The 17,060-nt window shown below is 37.7% G+C and carries 18 protein-coding genes; 9 read left to right on the plus strand and 9 right to left on the minus strand.

The window, feature by feature from the left end:
- Positions 1–7: 7 nt before the first annotated feature.
- The gene (rsfS, locus tag GJ691_RS13775) at positions 8–385 is read right to left on the minus strand and encodes a ribosome silencing factor (protein ID WP_154367873.1); all 378 of its coding nucleotides are present in this window, start codon (positions 383–385) and stop codon (positions 8–10) included.
- Between the two features lie 95 nt (positions 386–480).
- Here rsfS and GJ691_RS13780 point away from each other — a divergent pair, with 95 nt between their 5' ends.
- On the plus strand, positions 481–1,212 hold the full coding sequence (locus GJ691_RS13780; protein ID WP_154367875.1) for a biotin--[acetyl-CoA-carboxylase] ligase: 732 nt from the start codon (positions 481–483) through the stop codon (positions 1,210–1,212).
- Positions 1,213–1,216: 4 nt separating this feature from the next.
- Here the strand turns inward: GJ691_RS13780 and GJ691_RS13785 are convergent, their stop codons facing one another.
- Both GJ691_RS13785 and pyrE read right to left on the minus strand, forming a co-directional pair.
- The gene (locus GJ691_RS13785; protein WP_154367877.1) at positions 1,217–1,609 is read right to left on the minus strand and encodes an SRPBCC family protein; all 393 of its coding nucleotides are present in this window, start codon (positions 1,607–1,609) and stop codon (positions 1,217–1,219) included.
- A gap of 10 nt (positions 1,610–1,619) precedes the next feature.
- A complete protein-coding gene (pyrE, locus tag GJ691_RS13790) occupies positions 1,620–2,264 on the minus strand; it encodes an orotate phosphoribosyltransferase (protein WP_154367879.1) in 645 nt (214 codons plus the stop codon).
- Between the two features lie 7 nt (positions 2,265–2,271).
- On the opposite strand from pyrE, the gene GJ691_RS13795 reads away from it, so the two are divergent.
- Positions 2,272–2,859 carry an NUDIX hydrolase gene (locus GJ691_RS13795; protein ID WP_154367881.1) on the plus strand — a complete coding sequence of 196 codons (588 nt, stop codon included), beginning with the start codon at positions 2,272–2,274 and terminating at the stop codon, positions 2,857–2,859.
- 12 nt (positions 2,860–2,871) lie between these two features.
- On the opposite strand, the gene GJ691_RS13800 is transcribed toward GJ691_RS13795, so the two are convergent.
- The 4 genes from GJ691_RS13800 to GJ691_RS13815 all read right to left on the minus strand — a co-directional run bounded on the left by GJ691_RS13800 (position 2,872) and on the right by GJ691_RS13815 (position 7,922).
- Positions 2,872–3,279, minus strand: a complete 408-nt coding sequence (locus GJ691_RS13800) for a response regulator (protein ID WP_154367883.1) — start codon at positions 3,277–3,279, stop codon at positions 2,872–2,874.
- Entirely contained in the window at positions 3,266–6,304 is a 3,039-nt protein-coding gene (locus GJ691_RS13805) for a PAS domain S-box protein (RefSeq protein WP_246200188.1), read from the minus strand. Before GJ691_RS13805 ends, GJ691_RS13800 begins: the two co-directional genes overlap by 14 nt.
- A gap of 169 nt (positions 6,305–6,473) precedes the next feature.
- A complete protein-coding gene (gene coaD / locus GJ691_RS13810) occupies positions 6,474–6,929 on the minus strand; it encodes a pantetheine-phosphate adenylyltransferase (protein ID WP_154367885.1) in 456 nt (151 codons plus the stop codon).
- Positions 6,930–6,938: 9 nt separating this feature from the next.
- Positions 6,939–7,922 (minus strand): D-alanine--D-alanine ligase, encoded by a 984-nt coding sequence (locus GJ691_RS13815; RefSeq protein WP_154367887.1) that lies wholly within the window; start codon positions 7,920–7,922, stop codon positions 6,939–6,941.
- A gap of 186 nt (positions 7,923–8,108) precedes the next feature.
- Between GJ691_RS13815 and GJ691_RS13820 the strand changes: the two genes are divergently transcribed.
- The 4 genes from GJ691_RS13820 (at position 8,109) to GJ691_RS13835 (ending at position 10,999) form a co-directional block, all read left to right on the plus strand.
- The gene (locus tag GJ691_RS13820) at positions 8,109–8,696 is read left to right on the plus strand and encodes a PASTA domain-containing protein (protein WP_154367889.1); all 588 of its coding nucleotides are present in this window, start codon (positions 8,109–8,111) and stop codon (positions 8,694–8,696) included.
- A gap of 3 nt (positions 8,697–8,699) precedes the next feature.
- The gene (locus GJ691_RS13825) at positions 8,700–9,725 is read left to right on the plus strand and encodes an RluA family pseudouridine synthase (RefSeq protein ID WP_154367891.1); all 1,026 of its coding nucleotides are present in this window, start codon (positions 8,700–8,702) and stop codon (positions 9,723–9,725) included.
- Between the two features lie 95 nt (positions 9,726–9,820).
- Positions 9,821–10,582: a peroxide stress protein YaaA gene (yaaA, locus tag GJ691_RS13830; RefSeq protein WP_154367893.1), complete on the plus strand. Its 762-nt coding sequence runs from the start codon at positions 9,821–9,823 to the stop codon at positions 10,580–10,582.
- Between the two features lie 66 nt (positions 10,583–10,648).
- Positions 10,649–10,999 (plus strand): hypothetical protein, encoded by a 351-nt coding sequence (locus tag GJ691_RS13835; protein WP_179955123.1) that lies wholly within the window; start codon positions 10,649–10,651, stop codon positions 10,997–10,999.
- 3 nt (positions 11,000–11,002) lie between these two features.
- Here the strand turns inward: GJ691_RS13835 and GJ691_RS13840 are convergent, their stop codons facing one another.
- Complete coding sequence (locus GJ691_RS13840) at positions 11,003–11,131, minus strand: 30S ribosomal protein THX (protein ID WP_154367897.1); 129 nt, start codon at positions 11,129–11,131, stop codon at positions 11,003–11,005.
- A 129-nt stretch (positions 11,132–11,260) separates the two neighbouring features.
- Between GJ691_RS13840 and GJ691_RS13845 the strand changes: the two genes are divergently transcribed.
- The 3 genes from GJ691_RS13845 (at position 11,261) to GJ691_RS13855 (ending at position 15,450) form a co-directional block, all read left to right on the plus strand.
- Positions 11,261–11,929: a uracil-DNA glycosylase family protein gene (locus tag GJ691_RS13845; RefSeq protein ID WP_154367899.1), complete on the plus strand. Its 669-nt coding sequence runs from the start codon at positions 11,261–11,263 to the stop codon at positions 11,927–11,929.
- Between the two features lie 186 nt (positions 11,930–12,115).
- Positions 12,116–14,659: a phosphoenolpyruvate carboxylase gene (locus tag GJ691_RS13850; protein WP_154367901.1), complete on the plus strand. Its 2,544-nt coding sequence runs from the start codon at positions 12,116–12,118 to the stop codon at positions 14,657–14,659.
- A 218-nt stretch (positions 14,660–14,877) separates the two neighbouring features.
- Positions 14,878–15,450, plus strand: a complete 573-nt coding sequence (locus tag GJ691_RS13855) for a tetratricopeptide repeat protein (RefSeq protein ID WP_154367903.1) — start codon at positions 14,878–14,880, stop codon at positions 15,448–15,450.
- Between the two features lie 59 nt (positions 15,451–15,509).
- Here GJ691_RS13855 and GJ691_RS13860 read toward each other — a convergent pair whose 3' ends face one another.
- Positions 15,510–17,006 carry a M20/M25/M40 family metallo-hydrolase gene (locus GJ691_RS13860; protein ID WP_154367905.1) on the minus strand — a complete coding sequence of 499 codons (1,497 nt, stop codon included), beginning with the start codon at positions 17,004–17,006 and terminating at the stop codon, positions 15,510–15,512.
- Positions 17,007–17,060 lie beyond the last annotated feature (54 nt).

Genomic DNA, 17,060 nt, shown 5'->3' on the forward strand with positions numbered 1-17,060 from the left:
TTTTTTTTTACTGATTAATACTACTTTCTACTGTGGTGAACTTTGCGTCGCCCCAAAGTCCTTCTATATCGTAGTATTCTCTAATATGTTTTTGGAAGACGTGTACTACTACATTAACATAATCCATTAAAACCCATTCGCCATTGTCTTCACCTTCAACGTGCCAAGGTTTGTCCTTAATGGCTTTACTAACTGTTTTTTGGATTGATCCTACAATGGCGTTCACGTGAGTGTTCGAAGTACCATCGCAAATAATAAAGTAGTCGCATACGGTGTTTTCAATTTCCCTTAGGTCAAGTAAAGATATATTCTGTCCTTTTACTTCTTCGATTCCCTGTAAAATTAATGCAATTAACTCATCTGCACTAGCTTTCCTTTTTTGCATTCAAAAATTTTAATTTCTACAAAGTTATTATTTTTTTGTTCTTTTATCCTTAAAAATTTTAACAATAGATGTTATAAGCTTTTCTAAGGTAGAATATGAAGATAATCAAACTTGATGCCACGCACTCAACAAACTTATACTTAAAGGATTTAATGAGCAAAACTTCCTTGGAAGATTTTACCATTGTGGTTACCGAAGCCCAAACCCTTGGTAGGGGACAAATGGGAACGGTTTGGGTATCCGAACCTTTTAAAAACTTGACATTCAGTATTTTAAAAGATTTGACTTCCGTGCGTATGGCTAACCCTTTTGAGTTGAATATTTGTATTTCCTTGGCGATTTATAATGCGCTGTCAAAGTTGGGGATACCTAATTTAAAGGTGAAATGGCCAAACGACATTCTGTCAGGGCGTTCTAAAATTTGTGGAATTTTGATTGAAAATATTTTATCGGGAAGTCGAATGCTTTCCTCGGTCATCGGTATTGGGTTGAACGTGAACCAAAAAACGTTCAAAGACTTGCCCAATGTTTCGTCACTTTCATTGTTGACCGGAAAGATTTATGATCTGGATGAACTACTGTTCTTGATTCAGGACGAATTGAAAAATACTTTTTTAGAGTTCGGGGTAAAGGGTGCCGAATTTATGAAACAAAATTATGAAACTCTTCTGTTCAGAAAAGACAAACCTTCCACTTTTAAAGATGTAGAGGGCAATATGTTCATGGGGTTTATAACCGGGGTTTCCGATATAGGTAAATTAATGGTTACCCTAGAGGATGGTGTCCTAAAGGAATTTAACATGAAAGAAATCAGCCTGTTGTATTAAATGGTTAAATGGTCACAAGGTTATCTGACAACGTACCCATGAAATTCGTTATCGGCTTTTTGATCATCATGGCCATCATAGCATTGAATTCGCCGCTAAAACTCAAGACTACTTCACATGTAGTTTCGTTCAGCTCGTTGATATCGGCCGTTAATGTAAAGGGTAGTTTGTCGCTGGCTGCTCCCAATACGATCTTGTCGTGTGGGTTCTGTTCTTGACGTTCAAGAACTATCTGTGGCATTCCTTTTAATGCAAAAAGAAACCTGTCCTCATTGATTACCTCGAATTTATCAATGTTTTCTGGCATAAGTTTTTCGAAATTCTTAAGGTCGGTAAGAAATTCGTAAACTTCTTTTGCACTTTTATCTATTGTATTTTTGGGAGTTTCTATATGCATGGCAATTGTATTATTGGTTTTTCCATTGGGATGGTGCTTTACGCCATTCCATAAGGGTGTTCAACTGATCTTCTTTTATATATCCTGTCTCTGATGCCTGTTCTGTTAAATGGGCATAGTCCGAAAGTGTATGAAGTTCCAGTTCTTTTTCCTTGAAATTTGTTGCGGCTACATCAAAGCCATAGGTAAATATGGCCAACATACCTTTGATATTGGCACCGGCCTCTTTCAATGCATTAGCCGCATTTAAGCTGCTTTTGCCCGTGCTTATTAAATCTTCAATGATAACCACACTCTGGCCATGTTCCAGTAAACCTTCAATTTGGTTTTGGCGTCCATGGGATTTTGGTTCCGGACGCACATATACGAAAGGTAGCCCCAAATAATCCGCTACCAAGGCACCAATGCCGATAGCTCCTGTGGCCACGCCTGCAATCACATCGGGCTTGCCGTAAAGGGTTTCAACCTGTTTGGCCATTTCTTCCCGTATATAATTTCTAATGGTCGGGTATGACAATATAATCCTGTTGTCGCAATAAATCGGAGATTTCCATCCCGAAGCCCATGTAAAAGGATTTTCGGGTTTCAACTTAATTGCATTAATTTGCAGTAGGAGCTCTGCAGTTTTTTTTGCCGTGTTTTTATCTAAAACCATTTCGCAAATGTATAAAGTTTTTGTTAAAGAACTACCCCTGATTTTGACAAATGAATTGTCGGATATTGCAAATAGTAAATATTTTTTATTGAATAGTGATGCTGTCAAGGAAGCGATAGATGCGTTAGCCAAGAAAAAATTGAGCCAAGCATATATTTATCACCCAAACCATGAAGAGATACTAAAAAAATTCTGTAAGACCATTCCCAAAGAAGTTGCTGCAGGTGGTGTAGTGACCAATGATAAGGGCAAAGTGCTCTTTATCTATAGGAACGACAAATGGGATTTGCCAAAGGGTAAATTGGATAAGGGGGAAACCATTGAGGAATGTGCCATTAGGGAGGTAATGGAAGAAACAGGGGTAAAGAAACTAAAAATCGAAAATTTTCTGAGAACCACTTACCATATCTTTAAGCGTAACGGAAAGTACAAGTTAAAGGAAGTTCATTGGTTTGCCATGAAAACCTCTTATGAAGGTGAACTAGTGGGGCAGGAGAGCGAAGGGATCCATAAAGTGAAATGGAAAGGGCCAAAGAAAATAAAAAAGGCACTTATGAACTCCTATACTAATATTAAGATGTTGTTCGGGGAATAGGTTATTAGTCCGTTATTCGACTGGCTGCGTTATTTCTATGATTTTCGCCTTAGTGATCGGTTTATTGTTAAACCGGATAATATGATGGGTTTTCTTTCTATAAAATTCCCAGTTTTCAATATCTGCCGGGTCTATTGAAGAGGTAACGATATTGATGATTATCTTTTCTTTTATGGGTAGTTCTATAAATTCCTCCAAAAACTGCCAACCGTCCATAATTGGCATGTTAATATCCAAGAAAATAACTTCAGGTGTTCTTTCATCGGATATTAAAGTGTGCTTAATGGCATCAATGGCCAATTGACCATTGACATATGTACTGGATGAATTGAACTCGATTGAGGTATCCAGCATTTTCCGTATTCCGAAAACGGTAATGGGATCATCATCCACTATGTATATCGAATTAATTTTTTTCATTAAAATAAATATTAAAAGTGGATCCTATGCCAACTTTACTGGTTACGGTAATCTTCCCGTTCATGGCCTCAATCTGGTTTTTGGACATATATAGCCCAATTCCTTTCGCATCTGGATTATCATGGAATGTTTTGTACAATCCGAATAATTTTTCACCGTATTTTTTCAAATCAATGCCCATGCCATTATCCTCGATACTTAAAATAGTATAGCCACTTTTTTGCGTTACCCCTAACTTGATTACGGGGTCGCGATCGGGGGATTTGTATTTCACGGCATTAGTAATGAAATTCATGAGGATACTTTCTGCGTAAGCCGGTATGGCCTGTATGTTGGTGTGGTCTGGGATATTGTTGATGATTTTTACATTCTTGTCCTTGAGGAATACCGCAAGGTTCTGCTTTATCTTGTTTAAATTATGATTTAGATTCAATGAGGACTTTTTCAAATTTACATTTGAATTAATGGCAAGCACCTCATTAAGGTTATCCAAGGTTTCCAGTAAATTATCTGACGCTTCTACCAGCATTTTTGTCAAGGTTCTCTTCTCTTCTTCATTGTTTTCGTTGATCATGAATTCTAAAAGCATCGAAAAATTAGCCGAATGGGACCTTAGGTTATGGGACACGATGTGGGCAAAGTTAATCAGTTTTTTGTTTTGTAAAGAGGTAACGTTGATCAGGCTTCTGAGTTCTTCTTCTTTCTGTTTTAACTCGGAAATATCTAGGCTAATGCCCACCAATCCGTAAGCCTTACCGTTTTCTCCCTTTAGTGGTATTTTTGAGGTTAGAAAGGTCGTGTTTTCTCCATTCCTACATTTATTTATTTTCTCAGCTCCTAGGATGGGTTTCAGGGTTTTGAAAACCTGTAAATCCTCATTACGGGACAATTGGGCCGTTTCTTCGTCATATAGTTCAAAGTCGTTTTTACCAAGAATCTCATCCGCATTTTCAACGTTCATATAATCACATTCCGCTTTATTGACAAGGATTTTCCTTGATTGCCTATCCTTGATATAAACATTCAAGGGTAAGTTATCCACAACTGTTTTAAGGAGTTTACGTTCTTCCCTGATTTGCCTCTCTTTTTCTTCGGTTTCTGTGATGTCCTGAATTATTGTCCAAACAAGTTTTTCACCTTTTTTGTTGACGATCATTGACTTATTGATGATTACCGTAAGTTCAGCTCCTTTTCTATGGTTCAATTTTTCGCCAAAAGGCCCAAAGGTGCCTTTTGAATTTAATTCTTCGTGGGCTTGTTTTCTGTGGTTGTCGTTCCTTTCCTTGAAAAGATCCCAGAATTTTAATTTAGATAGGCTTTCTTCATTGTACCCAAATGTGTTTTTAAAGGAGGTGTTGAAATCTATGATTTTGCCTGTATTGAAATCGTATAGGACAAAACTCACTGGAGACAATTCGTATAATGTCCTGAACTTAAGTTCACTCTCTTTTATTTTTTCCCTAGCGGCTACCATTTCAGCTATCATACGGCCTTCTGCCAATAATGAAACCACTTTGTTTTTATCGTTGTAAATGGGTTTTAAGGAAAAATCTATGGGAATCAATTTTTTGTTTGGGTCGTAAATTTTTATTTCTTCCCTTATGGTTTCTCCTTTTAATGCGGTTTTAATGGTTTGCTTAAGTAGTTTTTGTGTGGCAGTTTCCTTGGGCCACCAAGATTGGTCCCAGAATTTTTTGCCGATTACGTCCTCGAACCTCTCGGCGGCAAATTTCAAAGCAGTGTCATTGAGTTCGATAAGAGTGCCATCTAAATCCAAAATACCTGTAAATTGGTATGAAGAGTTGAATATACTTTTAAAATTACGTTCTTTTTCCTCTAGCTTTTGTTGTGCTTTTCTCGTTTCGGTAATGTCTAAGGACATTCCTATAATACCCTCAATTTCATTTTTGGAATTGACTAAAGGGAGTTTGTATACCAAGATTGATGTAGTGGATCCATCTTTGGCCTTACATATGGTTTCCTTTCCTAAAATGGGTTTTCCTGTTTTTATGACCTCTAGGTCTTCATCCCTAAATTCTTGAGCCGTTTTTCTATTATAAAGTTGAAAATCGTTTTTTCCTAGGATTTCTTCAGGATTGGAAACACCGGCAAAATCACATTCGGCCTTGTTCACCAGAACTTTTCGCGATTCTATGTCTTTTATGTAAACATTGATCGGAAGGTTATCGATCAATGTTTTTAATAGATGTTCACTTTCCTTTATTTTTATTTGTGACAGTACGCTGTCATTGATGTCTTGGAAAGTTCCTATGATACCTACGATTTTATCATTGTTGTATACGGGTTTTCCTGATGCTGTAACCCAGAGTTCTTTACCTTTAGCTGTAACTATCTGTAGTTTTTCACTCCAAGGGGTCCCATTTTTCAAAGTGTTGTTGACCGCCATGGAAATAGTGTTTCTGCTAAAACCGATCTTGTAAAAATCTATGGCATCTTCAATAACAGGAACAAAATCCATAGGAACTTCATGGATGCTTTTGGTCGTATTGCACCAATGCAGACTGTTTTTTTCAATATCATATTCCCATGTTCCGATTTTGGCGATTTCTGATTTACCGTTTAAAACAGATTCCAATTTTTCCAATTTCAATTTGTTAAGAACCCTTTTGGTAATATCCTCTGTTTGTATTATTACCCCGATAATGTTTTCTTGTTGATCATACCAAGGAACGTTTTTCCATTTAAATCTTTTTTCCTCCTTGTTCTTGGTGACGAAAAATTCGCAATGTGTTTGACTTTTTTCTCCCTTAAGATTACTTTTTAAGCTCTTGATGCAATCTTGGGTTATTGTTTTGAATATCAGTTCTATAGGCTTACCTATAATAGTGTCGAATACCAAGTCGTAATCATCGACGAATTTGTCGGAAACATGTACGACCTCTAAATTATTATTCAAAAAAACAGTTGCATTGGGTAGCTGTTTTATTAAATAATTATTGCAATTAGTCTGTGTTCCCTTTATCATAATGATGTAATTTCTTACGAATGTATAGGTATTATTCATTACACCTAAAGCTTTGTTGTGAATAGGGCAATACTAGTTGTGATATACTATTTTGACAGTATCAAGTGCTTCTGGAATTATAAAAAAAGAAAGAAAAAGACTACAGAAATAAAAAAATACTCGTCTGTGTAAAGCAATCTCCTCATTAATAATAACAGGGGATAACGAATTATTTGACCTTTACGGTGTCGGGAACTAAAATGGAGTAATTTCCGCCATTTCGTATTACATCCCTAACGATTGAAGAACTAATGAACGATTTACCTGAAGAAGTCAATAAGAAGACAGTTTCTATGTCAGAGAGTTTTCTGTTGGTATGTGCAATCGCTTTTTCGAATTCAAAATCCGCAGGGTTCCTTAAACCACGTAATATGAATCCTGCATTTACTTTCTCACAAAAATCTACCGTAAGTCCTTCATAGGTCAGGATTTTTATTTTTGGTTCATGGCTGAATTCCTTGGTGATGAACTCTAGTCTTTGCTCAAGGGTAAACATGTATTTTTTATCCGCATTGACACCAACGGCGATGATAAGTTCGTCAAAAAGCGTAATGCCCCTCATGATAATATCATGGTGGCCTAGGGTCAAAGGATCAAATGAACCAGGAAAAATAGCGCGTCTCATGTGGTAAAGTTAGGAGTTTTTAGGTAATACTTCCTTTATTGCATTTCCAAAAAGTTCTGCAAGCGATATTCCCGCGATTTTTGCTTGTTGTGGCAATATACTCTCTGTTGTTAGCCCAGGGGTGGTATTCATTTCGAGCATATAAGGTTCATTGTTCACGAAAATGAACTCACTCCGGGAGAACCCTTTCATCTTTAGCACTTCATAAGCATGTTTGGCCATTTCGCTAACTTTCTTTTCTTGTTCAGGGGTTATTCTTGCAGGAGTGATTTCTTGGGATTTGCCTTCGTACTTGGCCTCATAATCAAAAAAGTCGTTTTCTGTTACTATTTCGGTAATGGGCAAAACCTTCGTTTCCCCTTTAAATTTAATAACTCCAACAGAAACCTCCGTGCCTTCTAAAAAGGCCTCGATGATTATTTCATTGTCTTCCTTGTAGGCTAGTTCAATGGCGGATTGTAAATCTTCTTTTTTATATACCTTGGAAATACCAAAACTGCTTCCGGCCTTGTTGGCCTTTACAAAGCAGGGTAGTCCTACTTTTTCTACTATGGCATCCAAGTCAATGCTGTCACCCATATTAAGATAATAAGAAGGTGCCGATTTAATTCCGTAAGGTTTTAAAACACTTAAAAGATCCCTCTTGCTGAAGGTCAAGGCGGCTTGGTAGTAATCACAGGACGTTTGAGGTATGTTGAGCAATTCAAAATAAGCCTGCATTAATCCGTCTTCGCCCGGTGTGCCATGAATCGCATTGAAAACGCAGTCAAAAGTAATGGTCTTGCCATTGGTTCTAATCGAGAAATCATCTTTGTTTACAGGGAATTCCTTGTCATTCTCATCAACATAGACCCATTTATCCTTAAAAATATGAATGCGGTAACTTTCGAATTCATTTTTATCCAGATATGTATGTACTACATTGCCGCTATTCAATGATATTTTATATTCACTCGAATATCCACCCATGATAATGGCTACTTTTTTCTTCATGCCGATTCAATTAATTTAGAAGCGATTTTCAAGGTTCAAAGTAAAGAAAAAGCCATGGGTTTCTTTTAACCTGAGAATGTTTTTTTTGGAGTTTACATAATAGCATCGTTCTTTAACCAACATTTGGGAGCATGGTCGCTTAAAGTTTTGGCTCATTTCCTATATTTGTGGGATCAATAAAATTCAATGAGACATTTTTTTAACTTTTTACGCAGTCGTACATTTTTAATACAATTGGTTTTGGCCTTTGTGGTCACTGTGGTATTGGTCATTGTGACTTTGCGCTGGTTGAACAGTTCTACCAATCATGGGGAGTTTGTTGAGGTACCCGATTTTGCAAAGATGTCGGTCATGGATATGCGTTCGGCTATAGAAGATGCTGGACTGCGTTATGAGGTTTTGGATTCGGCCAATTATAATCCCAATTACCCTAGGTTTTCAATTATTGAACAAGATCCAAAAGCGGGAACAAAGGTGAAAGAAGACCGTAAGATCTATTTTACGGTAAACCCTTCGGGATATAAAAAAGTAACCGTACCCAATATTATCCAAGTTACTCAACGTAATGCCTCATCAATGCTCAAGGCGGTTGGTTTAGATGTGCAACGGGTCACCTATATCGATGAACTAGGGAAAGATATGGTGTACCAAATAAAATTTAAGGGCAAGTATATTAAACCTGGGGATAAACTTCCCAAGACTTCTAAAATAGAGTTGGTATGCGGAAATGGGAGTATTACCGAACGTGCCCAAGTTAAAGCCGATTCAGAATAATCTATGGGCCCACATCTACAAGAACCCAATGAGGAAGAACTTTATGAACATCATAAATTCGTAGCCTCAAAAGGACAGGAACCTTTGCGGGTTGATAAGTTTTTGATGAATTTCATTGAAAACGCTACGCGTAATAAAATTCAAAAGGCAGCAAAGGATGGCCATATTTGGGTAAACGATAAGATCGTAAAACAGAATTACAAGGTAAAGGCAGGTGATGAAGTGAAGGTTTTATTTGAACACCCTCCGCATGAACTATTGCTCACTCCAGAAGATATTCCGTTAGATATCGTTTATGAAGATGATGTTTTATTGGTAGTCAATAAACCTGCCGGTATGGTCGTGCATCCCGGGCATGGGAATTATTCAGGCACTTTGATCAATGCCTTATTGTTCCATACGAAGGATTTGCCAACTAATGATAATGAACGTCCAGGATTGGTGCATCGAATCGATAAGGACACTTCCGGACTTTTAGTGGTCGCCAAGACTGAAGCTGCAATGACTCATTTAGCCAAACAGTTTTTCGACAAAACCTCTGAAAGAGAGTATATTGCCTTGGTGTGGGGTAATGTAGAGGATGATGAAGGTACGGTCGAGGGCAATATTGCCCGCAATCCCAAAAATAGATTACAAATGCAGGTCTTCCCTTTAGGTGATGAGGGAAAGGAAGCCGTAACGCATTATAAAGTGTTAGAGCGTTTGGGTTATGTAACCCTGTTGTCCTGTAAATTGGAAACCGGGCGAACCCATCAAATACGTGTGCATATGAAATATATTGGGCATACTCTATTTAATGATGAACGCTATGGTGGAGATAAAGTATTGAAGGGTACTACGTTCACCAAGTACAAACAATTTGTTGATAATGCTTTTAAAATTTTGCCGCGACAGGCATTGCATGCCAAAACCTTGGGTTTTGTGCATCCGGTTACAGGAAAGCATATGCGTTTTGATTCGGAAATCCCAGAAGATATGGCCAATTGCATCGCAAAATGGCAAGATTATTCCAAACACAGCAAGCAATAATAAATTCCGTTTATATAGGTATTGAAAACTACTACCCCAATACGGTAGGTTTGTACCATAATCCTTTTTATTTTTATTTGGTAAATTAGAAGAATATGAAGATTGTTGTTTCTCCGGCAAAATCGTTGGATTTTGAAAGTAAAATACCTGTTGATAGGTTTTCACAACCTGTGTTTTTAGATAAGGCCCAAACCTTAAATAAGGTATTGGTAAAGAAGAAACCTGCTGCTTTATCAAAATTAATGGGTATTTCGAATAAGCTGGCAGAATTGAATTGGGAGCGTAACCAAAGTTTTTCCGTTCCTTTTGATCCGTCTAATGCCAGACCCGCCGTTTATGCATTCAGTGGAGATGTATACCAAGGGTTGGATGCGTATACCATTCCAGAGGAAAAATTGGATAAACTTCAAGATACTTTACGTATACTTTCTGGTTTATATGGGGTTCTTAAACCTTTAGATCTTATGCAACCCTATCGTTTGGAAATGGGTACCACGATAAAGATCGGCCGTAAAAAAAACTTATATGAATTTTGGAAGGAAGAGTTGACCGATTATTTGAATTCCGAGTTGGGTGATGATGAATTGTTCGTAAACTTGGCCAGTAAGGAGTATTTCGGTGCCATTGATCAAAAGAAACTTAAAGTACCTGTGATAACGCCTATTTTCAAAGATTGGAAGAATGATAAATTAAAGATCATTAGCTTTTTCGCTAAAAAAGCACGTGGTTCAATGGTTAGGTATATCGTTGATTCAGATGTAAGGACCTTAGACGATATCCGAGCTTTTAACGGTGATGGATATATGTATAGTAAGGAACATACCTTAAAAGAAAACGAACCCGTTTTTGTTCGATAGAATATTTCCGTACTTCATTCGTTGTTATCATACAGTTCTAAATCAAAGAAGATGAAACGGTTCTTAATGTTAACAATCAGTGTATTTGTATTCCTTATCGGTTGTACCGATCGTGATGATGAATTGGAAGGGGTGCAGATTAGGGTAAAGAATGTAAGTTCCTTAGTATATGAAACCATTCAAGTAGGAGGTGAAGAGATGGTTCATGAAAACCTTTCACCCGATTCGTTTTCGGATTATTTGGAATACGAAACTGCCTATACCTACAATTATATCAATATTTCGGCAGGTGAGGAAACCTATGTTCTGCAACCCATCGATTATGTTGGGGAGGCGCCATTACCTTTTGGGTTCTATACCTATGAGGTCGGAATTGATGATGAAGGTAACGTTACATTGGTGTTTGTAGTGGACTAAACGTTATTTCTTCTTCTTAATATCTATTTTATCTTCTACGCTAATCCTCTTTTTTATTTTTCTGGGTCTTCTTGCCCCATATGAATTATTGGCTATTTTTCCCCTTTTCGATTTTTTGTCCCCTTTTCCCATGATTTGATTTTTTAGTAACCTTTAAATGTAATCATTTTATAAGGATTTGTCAATATTAATCAGAGCGCATTCAAAATGTATTTTTGGTTTTAAATTTATACTTTTTCGAAATAATCGGATATTTACCTTATGTTTTTCCACTATCACCCATACGAACCCTTTCTTTTTAAAGAAGCCACCAAATTGATCGTTGGTACTTTGCCGCCTCCAAGATTTACTATGGGTATGTTGAAAGAAGGAGATGTGGATTTCTGCTACGGTAGTAAGGACGGGCAACTTTGGCCGATTCTCGACCGCATATTCGAACTCGACCTGAAGTTTGAGACTACACCGGAAGCTATTGAACAACGAAAGCGGTTTCTAATCGAGCGTAAAATCGGCATTTGTGATATTGTGCAAAGTGCCGAACGTTCAAAAATAGATGCTTCGGATTTGGGAATGGCCAATATAGAACTTAGGAATCTGATAGGTTATTTAAACGAATACAAGAAAGTTGATACGTTGTTGTTTACCGGTGGAAACAGTAAAAACGGACCTGAATATTTCTTCCGAAGACACCTGAAGGAATATGGTATTGATCTGGAGGTGGTGAATGCTCAAGTGCCCAGAATCCATCAATTTACGCTCCCCTCGAATCAACTATTGGAGAGGAAGGTCCGTACGGTTTCATTAACCGCACCATCAGGGGCGGCTAATAGGGCAGTCGGTAGCCTTGCCGAATATAAAGAATTGAAGGCCAAAAACCCAAACTTCAATACGTTGGATTATAGAGTGTTGCAGTACCGCCCGTTTTTTTGAACAAATCAAGGGGAAACATTTAAATATTTTAATCGATTTTATGTTGGTTTTATGCCATCAACACCTTATTTTGTTAATTGAAAAATTAACCGATATTGGTATGTGTAATATGTCGATATTTGTTTTATAAATGGGGGCGTGTAAATCCGTGTCCCTTACTTACTAAGGATACATTCAGTAAAAACTATGCATCAAATAGAAAGATTACAGGAATTTAAAAAATCGGTACAGAACAAGTTCAATGTTTATAATAGTCTGTTCTTGAATTTACCATATCGGAATATCGAAAATGTGGGTATGGTAGTGCCACTTTTGCACCATCAATCCTTAAATGGGTTGAAAGAAGGTCTTAATCCACAGGATATTCTGGAATCTTTTTTTAAAAATTATGTGAATATAGAGGATGAAAAGGACCAAATAGATTTTATGTTCCGTATCATCCAATATGTAGAAAGACAAGTGGTCCTATATGATAGTGTAGAAGATGCCGCTTTTCCGAAACTTCAAGAACATAGTGATTCGTTGTCAATAAAGGATTACTTTCAATTGGTGAACAAGACCAAAAGTTGGGACAAAGTAGCCGAAAAACTTTCGAATTTCAGTGCTAGGATCGTGCTAACGGCACACCCAACACAATTTTATACCCCAGCCGTTTTGGATATCATGAATGATCTTCGTTGTCTTATTGTAGATAATAAGATAGATGATATTGATGTTACCTTACAGCAATTGGGGCTTACCTCATTAATGAACAGGGAGAAACCAACACCTTTCGATGAGGCGAAGAATATCATTTATATTTTAAGGCACGTTTATTATGATGCCATGGGCGATTTGTATGCCTATATTAAGGAGAATATAGACAATGATGATTTTGAGAACCACAACATCATGAAGCTTGGATTTTGGCCGGGAGGTGACCGTGACGGTAATCCCTTTGTTACAGCTGAAATAACCAAAAACGTGGCCGATGAATTAAGGGTAACCTTATTAAAATGCTATTATAACGATCTTAAGGTACTGCAGAAAAAGCTGACCTTCAATAAGGTGCAAGATCCTTTAAAACAGCTTCGAAATAAGATTTATTCCGCTATGTTCGATTCTAAGAAGATAGTTGGTTATAGCGAGATCTTAGATCCTTTAATGGCAATGCGGGAAATGTTGGTCAATGATTACCACGGGTTGTTTTTGGGAGAATTGGACCACTTCATTGATAAGGTCAAGATATTCAAAACCCACTTTGCCACTTTGGATATTCGCCAAGACCATAGTAAACATTTCCTAGCGGTGGAAACAATTTTAAAGGAAAAGGGATTTATCAAGGAAAGTCTGGCCGAGTTGTCAGATTCCGAACTCATAGAACTATTGGTAAGGAAAAAAATCAATGCCGATCCTGAATCCTATGAAGATATTGTAAAAGATACCTTGTTGAACATTAGGCAATTGAAAGAAATTCAGTCAAAAAATGGGGAAGACGGTTGCAATAGGTATATCATTAGCAATTCGGAAGATATTTTCTCCGTATTATTTGTTTATGGATTGTTTAGATGGTCCGGCTGGGATGAAGATGCCATCACTTTTGATATAATTCCCCTTTTTGAAACCATGAAGGGTATGTCGGAAGCAGAAGGTGTTATGCAATTCTTGTTTGATCTACCAGAATATAGAAAACACTTGGAACAACGAAGGGATAGACAAACCATGATGCTCGGATTTTCAGATGGCACCAAAGATGGTGGTTATGTAAAAGCCAACTGGTCTATCCTGAAAACGAAAGAACAACTCTCCAAAGTGTGTAAAAAGAACAACATCAAGGCCATGTTCTTTGATGGTAGGGGAGGCCCACCAGCTAGGGGTGGTGGTAGAACCCATCGTTTTTATGCCGCTCAAACCAAGGATATTGCCAATAATGAAATACAGCTTACCATCCAAGGTCAGACCATTACAAGTACGTATGGTACCAAAGAACAGTTTAAACACAATAGCGAGCAATTATTGACGGCTGGTTTATCCAATAACCTTTTTGGTAAGGAAAACGTTATTTCGAAAGAACATAGAAAACTTTTGGAAGAACTTTCAGAGCTGAGTTTTGCCAAGTACGATGCGTTGAAAAACCATGAAATGTTCATTTCGTATCTCGAAAACAGGAGTACCCTTAAGTACTATCAAAAAGCCAATATCGGTAGTAGGCCAGGGAAACGTGGTAATAAGGAGAAATTGACATTGAGTGATCTTAGGGCTATTTCCTTTGTTGGTTCATGGAGCCAATTAAAGCAGAATGTGCCAGGTTATTTTGGTATTGGTACGGCCATAAAAACCATTCGCGAATCTGGGAGGTTAAGGGAGTTGAAAAAAATGTACAAGGAAGTTCCTTTTTTCAAGGCATTGATGCATAATAGTATGATGTCGCTCACCAAATGTTATTTTGAGTTGACAAGCTACATGAAGGAAGACGAGAAGTACGGTGAATTTTGGAACATTCTTTATGAGGAGTACCTGTTGTCCAAAGAAATGTTACTACTTATTTCGGGATATGATGTTTTAATGGAAAATGAAGCGATTTCACGGGAGTCTATTCAGATTAGGGAGAACATTGTTCTTCCACTTTTAGTGATACAACAGTATGCCCTTCAGAAAATAGGGCAAGAAACCGATTATAAGGAAATCTATGAGAAGATAGTGACCAGATCCCTTTACGGTAACATTAATGCAAGTCGAAATTCGGCCTAAATAATTTGTGGAATTTAAAAGACTAGAGCCGGGATCTTGGAGCTATTTAAACTAACCAGAGCTAAATGTTGTATTATTTAACCATAGCGTTACAAGCTTACTGTCTTTATCATTGCTACATAAATAAAAACCATTTCTATTGGTATTTCGCAATTTTGTTCCTTCCCGTTGTGGGTTCCCTGTTGTACCTATTTTTGAACGTTCTTCAAAAGCGTGAAATGGATAAAGTACAGGATGGCATTATAACGGTGATTAATCCGACAAAGAAAATCAACGACTTAGAGAAGAAATTAAGTTTTGCCGATACGTTCGAAAATAAAGTTTCTTTGGCAGATGCCTATTTAGGTGCCAGACAATATCAAAAGGCAATTGATTTATACAAGTCTGCCCTGACCGGTACATTCGAGAAGGATTATTATGGGAATGCCAATCTGATCGAGGCTTTTTATTATTCCGAACAGTATGCTGAAGTGGTTGACCGCATTAAGGTTATACAAGATTCTCCACGGTTCAAGAAATCGAAGGCGATGTTCTTGTATGCACTTACGTTGGAAAAAACGGGAGATGTGGATTTGGCCGAAGAGTATTTGAACCAATTCAATGCCCCGTATAGTAGATATGCCGAAAGGTTGGAATTGGCCAAATTCAATATCCGTAATGCGAAAACCGATAAGGCTCGGGAAACCCTTAATGATATCGTGACAGAATCACAAGGCATGTCCAAATCAAGCTATAAACTTAATAAAGGATTTATCCTCGAAGCTAAGGAAATGTTGGCTACCGGTTTGTGATTTAATAAAAACCTTAAAGGAACTATCCTAATTTTGGAATCAATAACCGATAGCGAAAGTTACTCCATAGGAGTACTTAAAATACCATAAAATGCTTTGATACCGTAGGCTATTTGGCTTATTTTGAGGTTTTCGTTCGGGCTATGCTGATTGTTGTCGGCATTGACCATGGGTACAACAAAAGCCGGAATTTTCAATTCATTGATAAACGGCGCAATGGGCACGGTACCTCCCATAATCCGGATCTGAACTACATCGTCACCAAATGAATCGTTTAAGACCTTAACCAGAAAATTTCCATAAGTATTGTTCAGGTCTGTTCTAAAAGCATTGGTCACTGAACCTTCGGTAATGGTAATGATCTTATCATAGGCCATGCGGTCCTCTTTGGTAGGAATGCCTTCCATAACATGGAATCCTAGATTGGTTATATGTTTTTTCACGAGGTTTTTCAATCTATTTCCGTCAGATTCGGGTACTAAGCGCATATCTATTTCGGCGGAGGCACTTTCCGGAACAATGGTCCTTGCCTTTTTACCGACCCACCCAGATTCTAGACCACGTACGTTCAATGAAGGGTATTGCAGAGATTCCTGATAAAAGCTACCTACCTGTTCAGGTGTCTTTATGGCAAGATTACCATTAATGGTTTCAGCATCTTCAGGTACTTTTTTCAAAATTTCCATTGTAGCGTCATCCAAGGTAATGCCATCGTAATATCCTTTGATCACTACTTTGCCATTATCGTCTTTCATACTTGCCAATATTTGGGCCAGTTGAAATCCCGGGTTTGGCGCATAATTACCATAATGCCCGCTATGCTGGGGTTTAATAGGGCCGTATGTAGTTAAAGACATGGTGGTTATTCCCCTGCATCCGTAAACCACCGTGGGTTTGCCCGAAACATGAACGGGACCGTCATTGATTACCAGAAAATCGGCTTTTAATAAATCGCGGTATTCCTTTACGGCTTCCGGTAATGGCTTACTACTTTTTTCTTCTTCGCTATCTAAAATCACCTTTACATTGAAAGGGAGTTCCACATTGTCTTTTTTCATTAAGTCAATAGCGTTCAACAGCATAACGATTGGACCTTTGTCATCTGAAGTTGAACGACCGAAAAGGCGCCAATCAGAATTAAGATTATTGGTAAGGCTATCAAACGGTTGGGTCTTCCATTGGTCACCATCCTTAGATTTTAAAACAACTTTGTACGGGTCGGGTTGATCCCACTTAGATGGGTCAACGGATTGGCCATCGAGATGCATGTAAAAAAGAATGGTGGGTTTGTTGTCTTCTATCGGCAAGGCCGCAAAAAACAATGATTCCCCTTTTGTAGGTAATATAGATGAGTTAAAGCCCCTTTCATTGAATTTCTTGGTGAGCCAAGTTAGGTTCCTGTTAATGTCGGCATGATCAAGGGCATCATTGGGTATGGCAACGAATTCCCTTAATTCATTGATTGTGTGGCTAACATAGGTGTTGATGGCATCATTATCTTGGGCAAAAGTATAAGATGATGCAATTACTAGAAATAGGACAATAATCTTTTTCATTTTCTTTGCTGGAATAAGTTTTAAAAGTAGGCAATTCTACTTTTTTAGCAAGGC

This window comes from Maribacter luteus (assembly GCF_009674825.1).
Taxonomy (GTDB): domain Bacteria; phylum Bacteroidota; class Bacteroidia; order Flavobacteriales; family Flavobacteriaceae; genus Maribacter_A; species Maribacter_A luteus.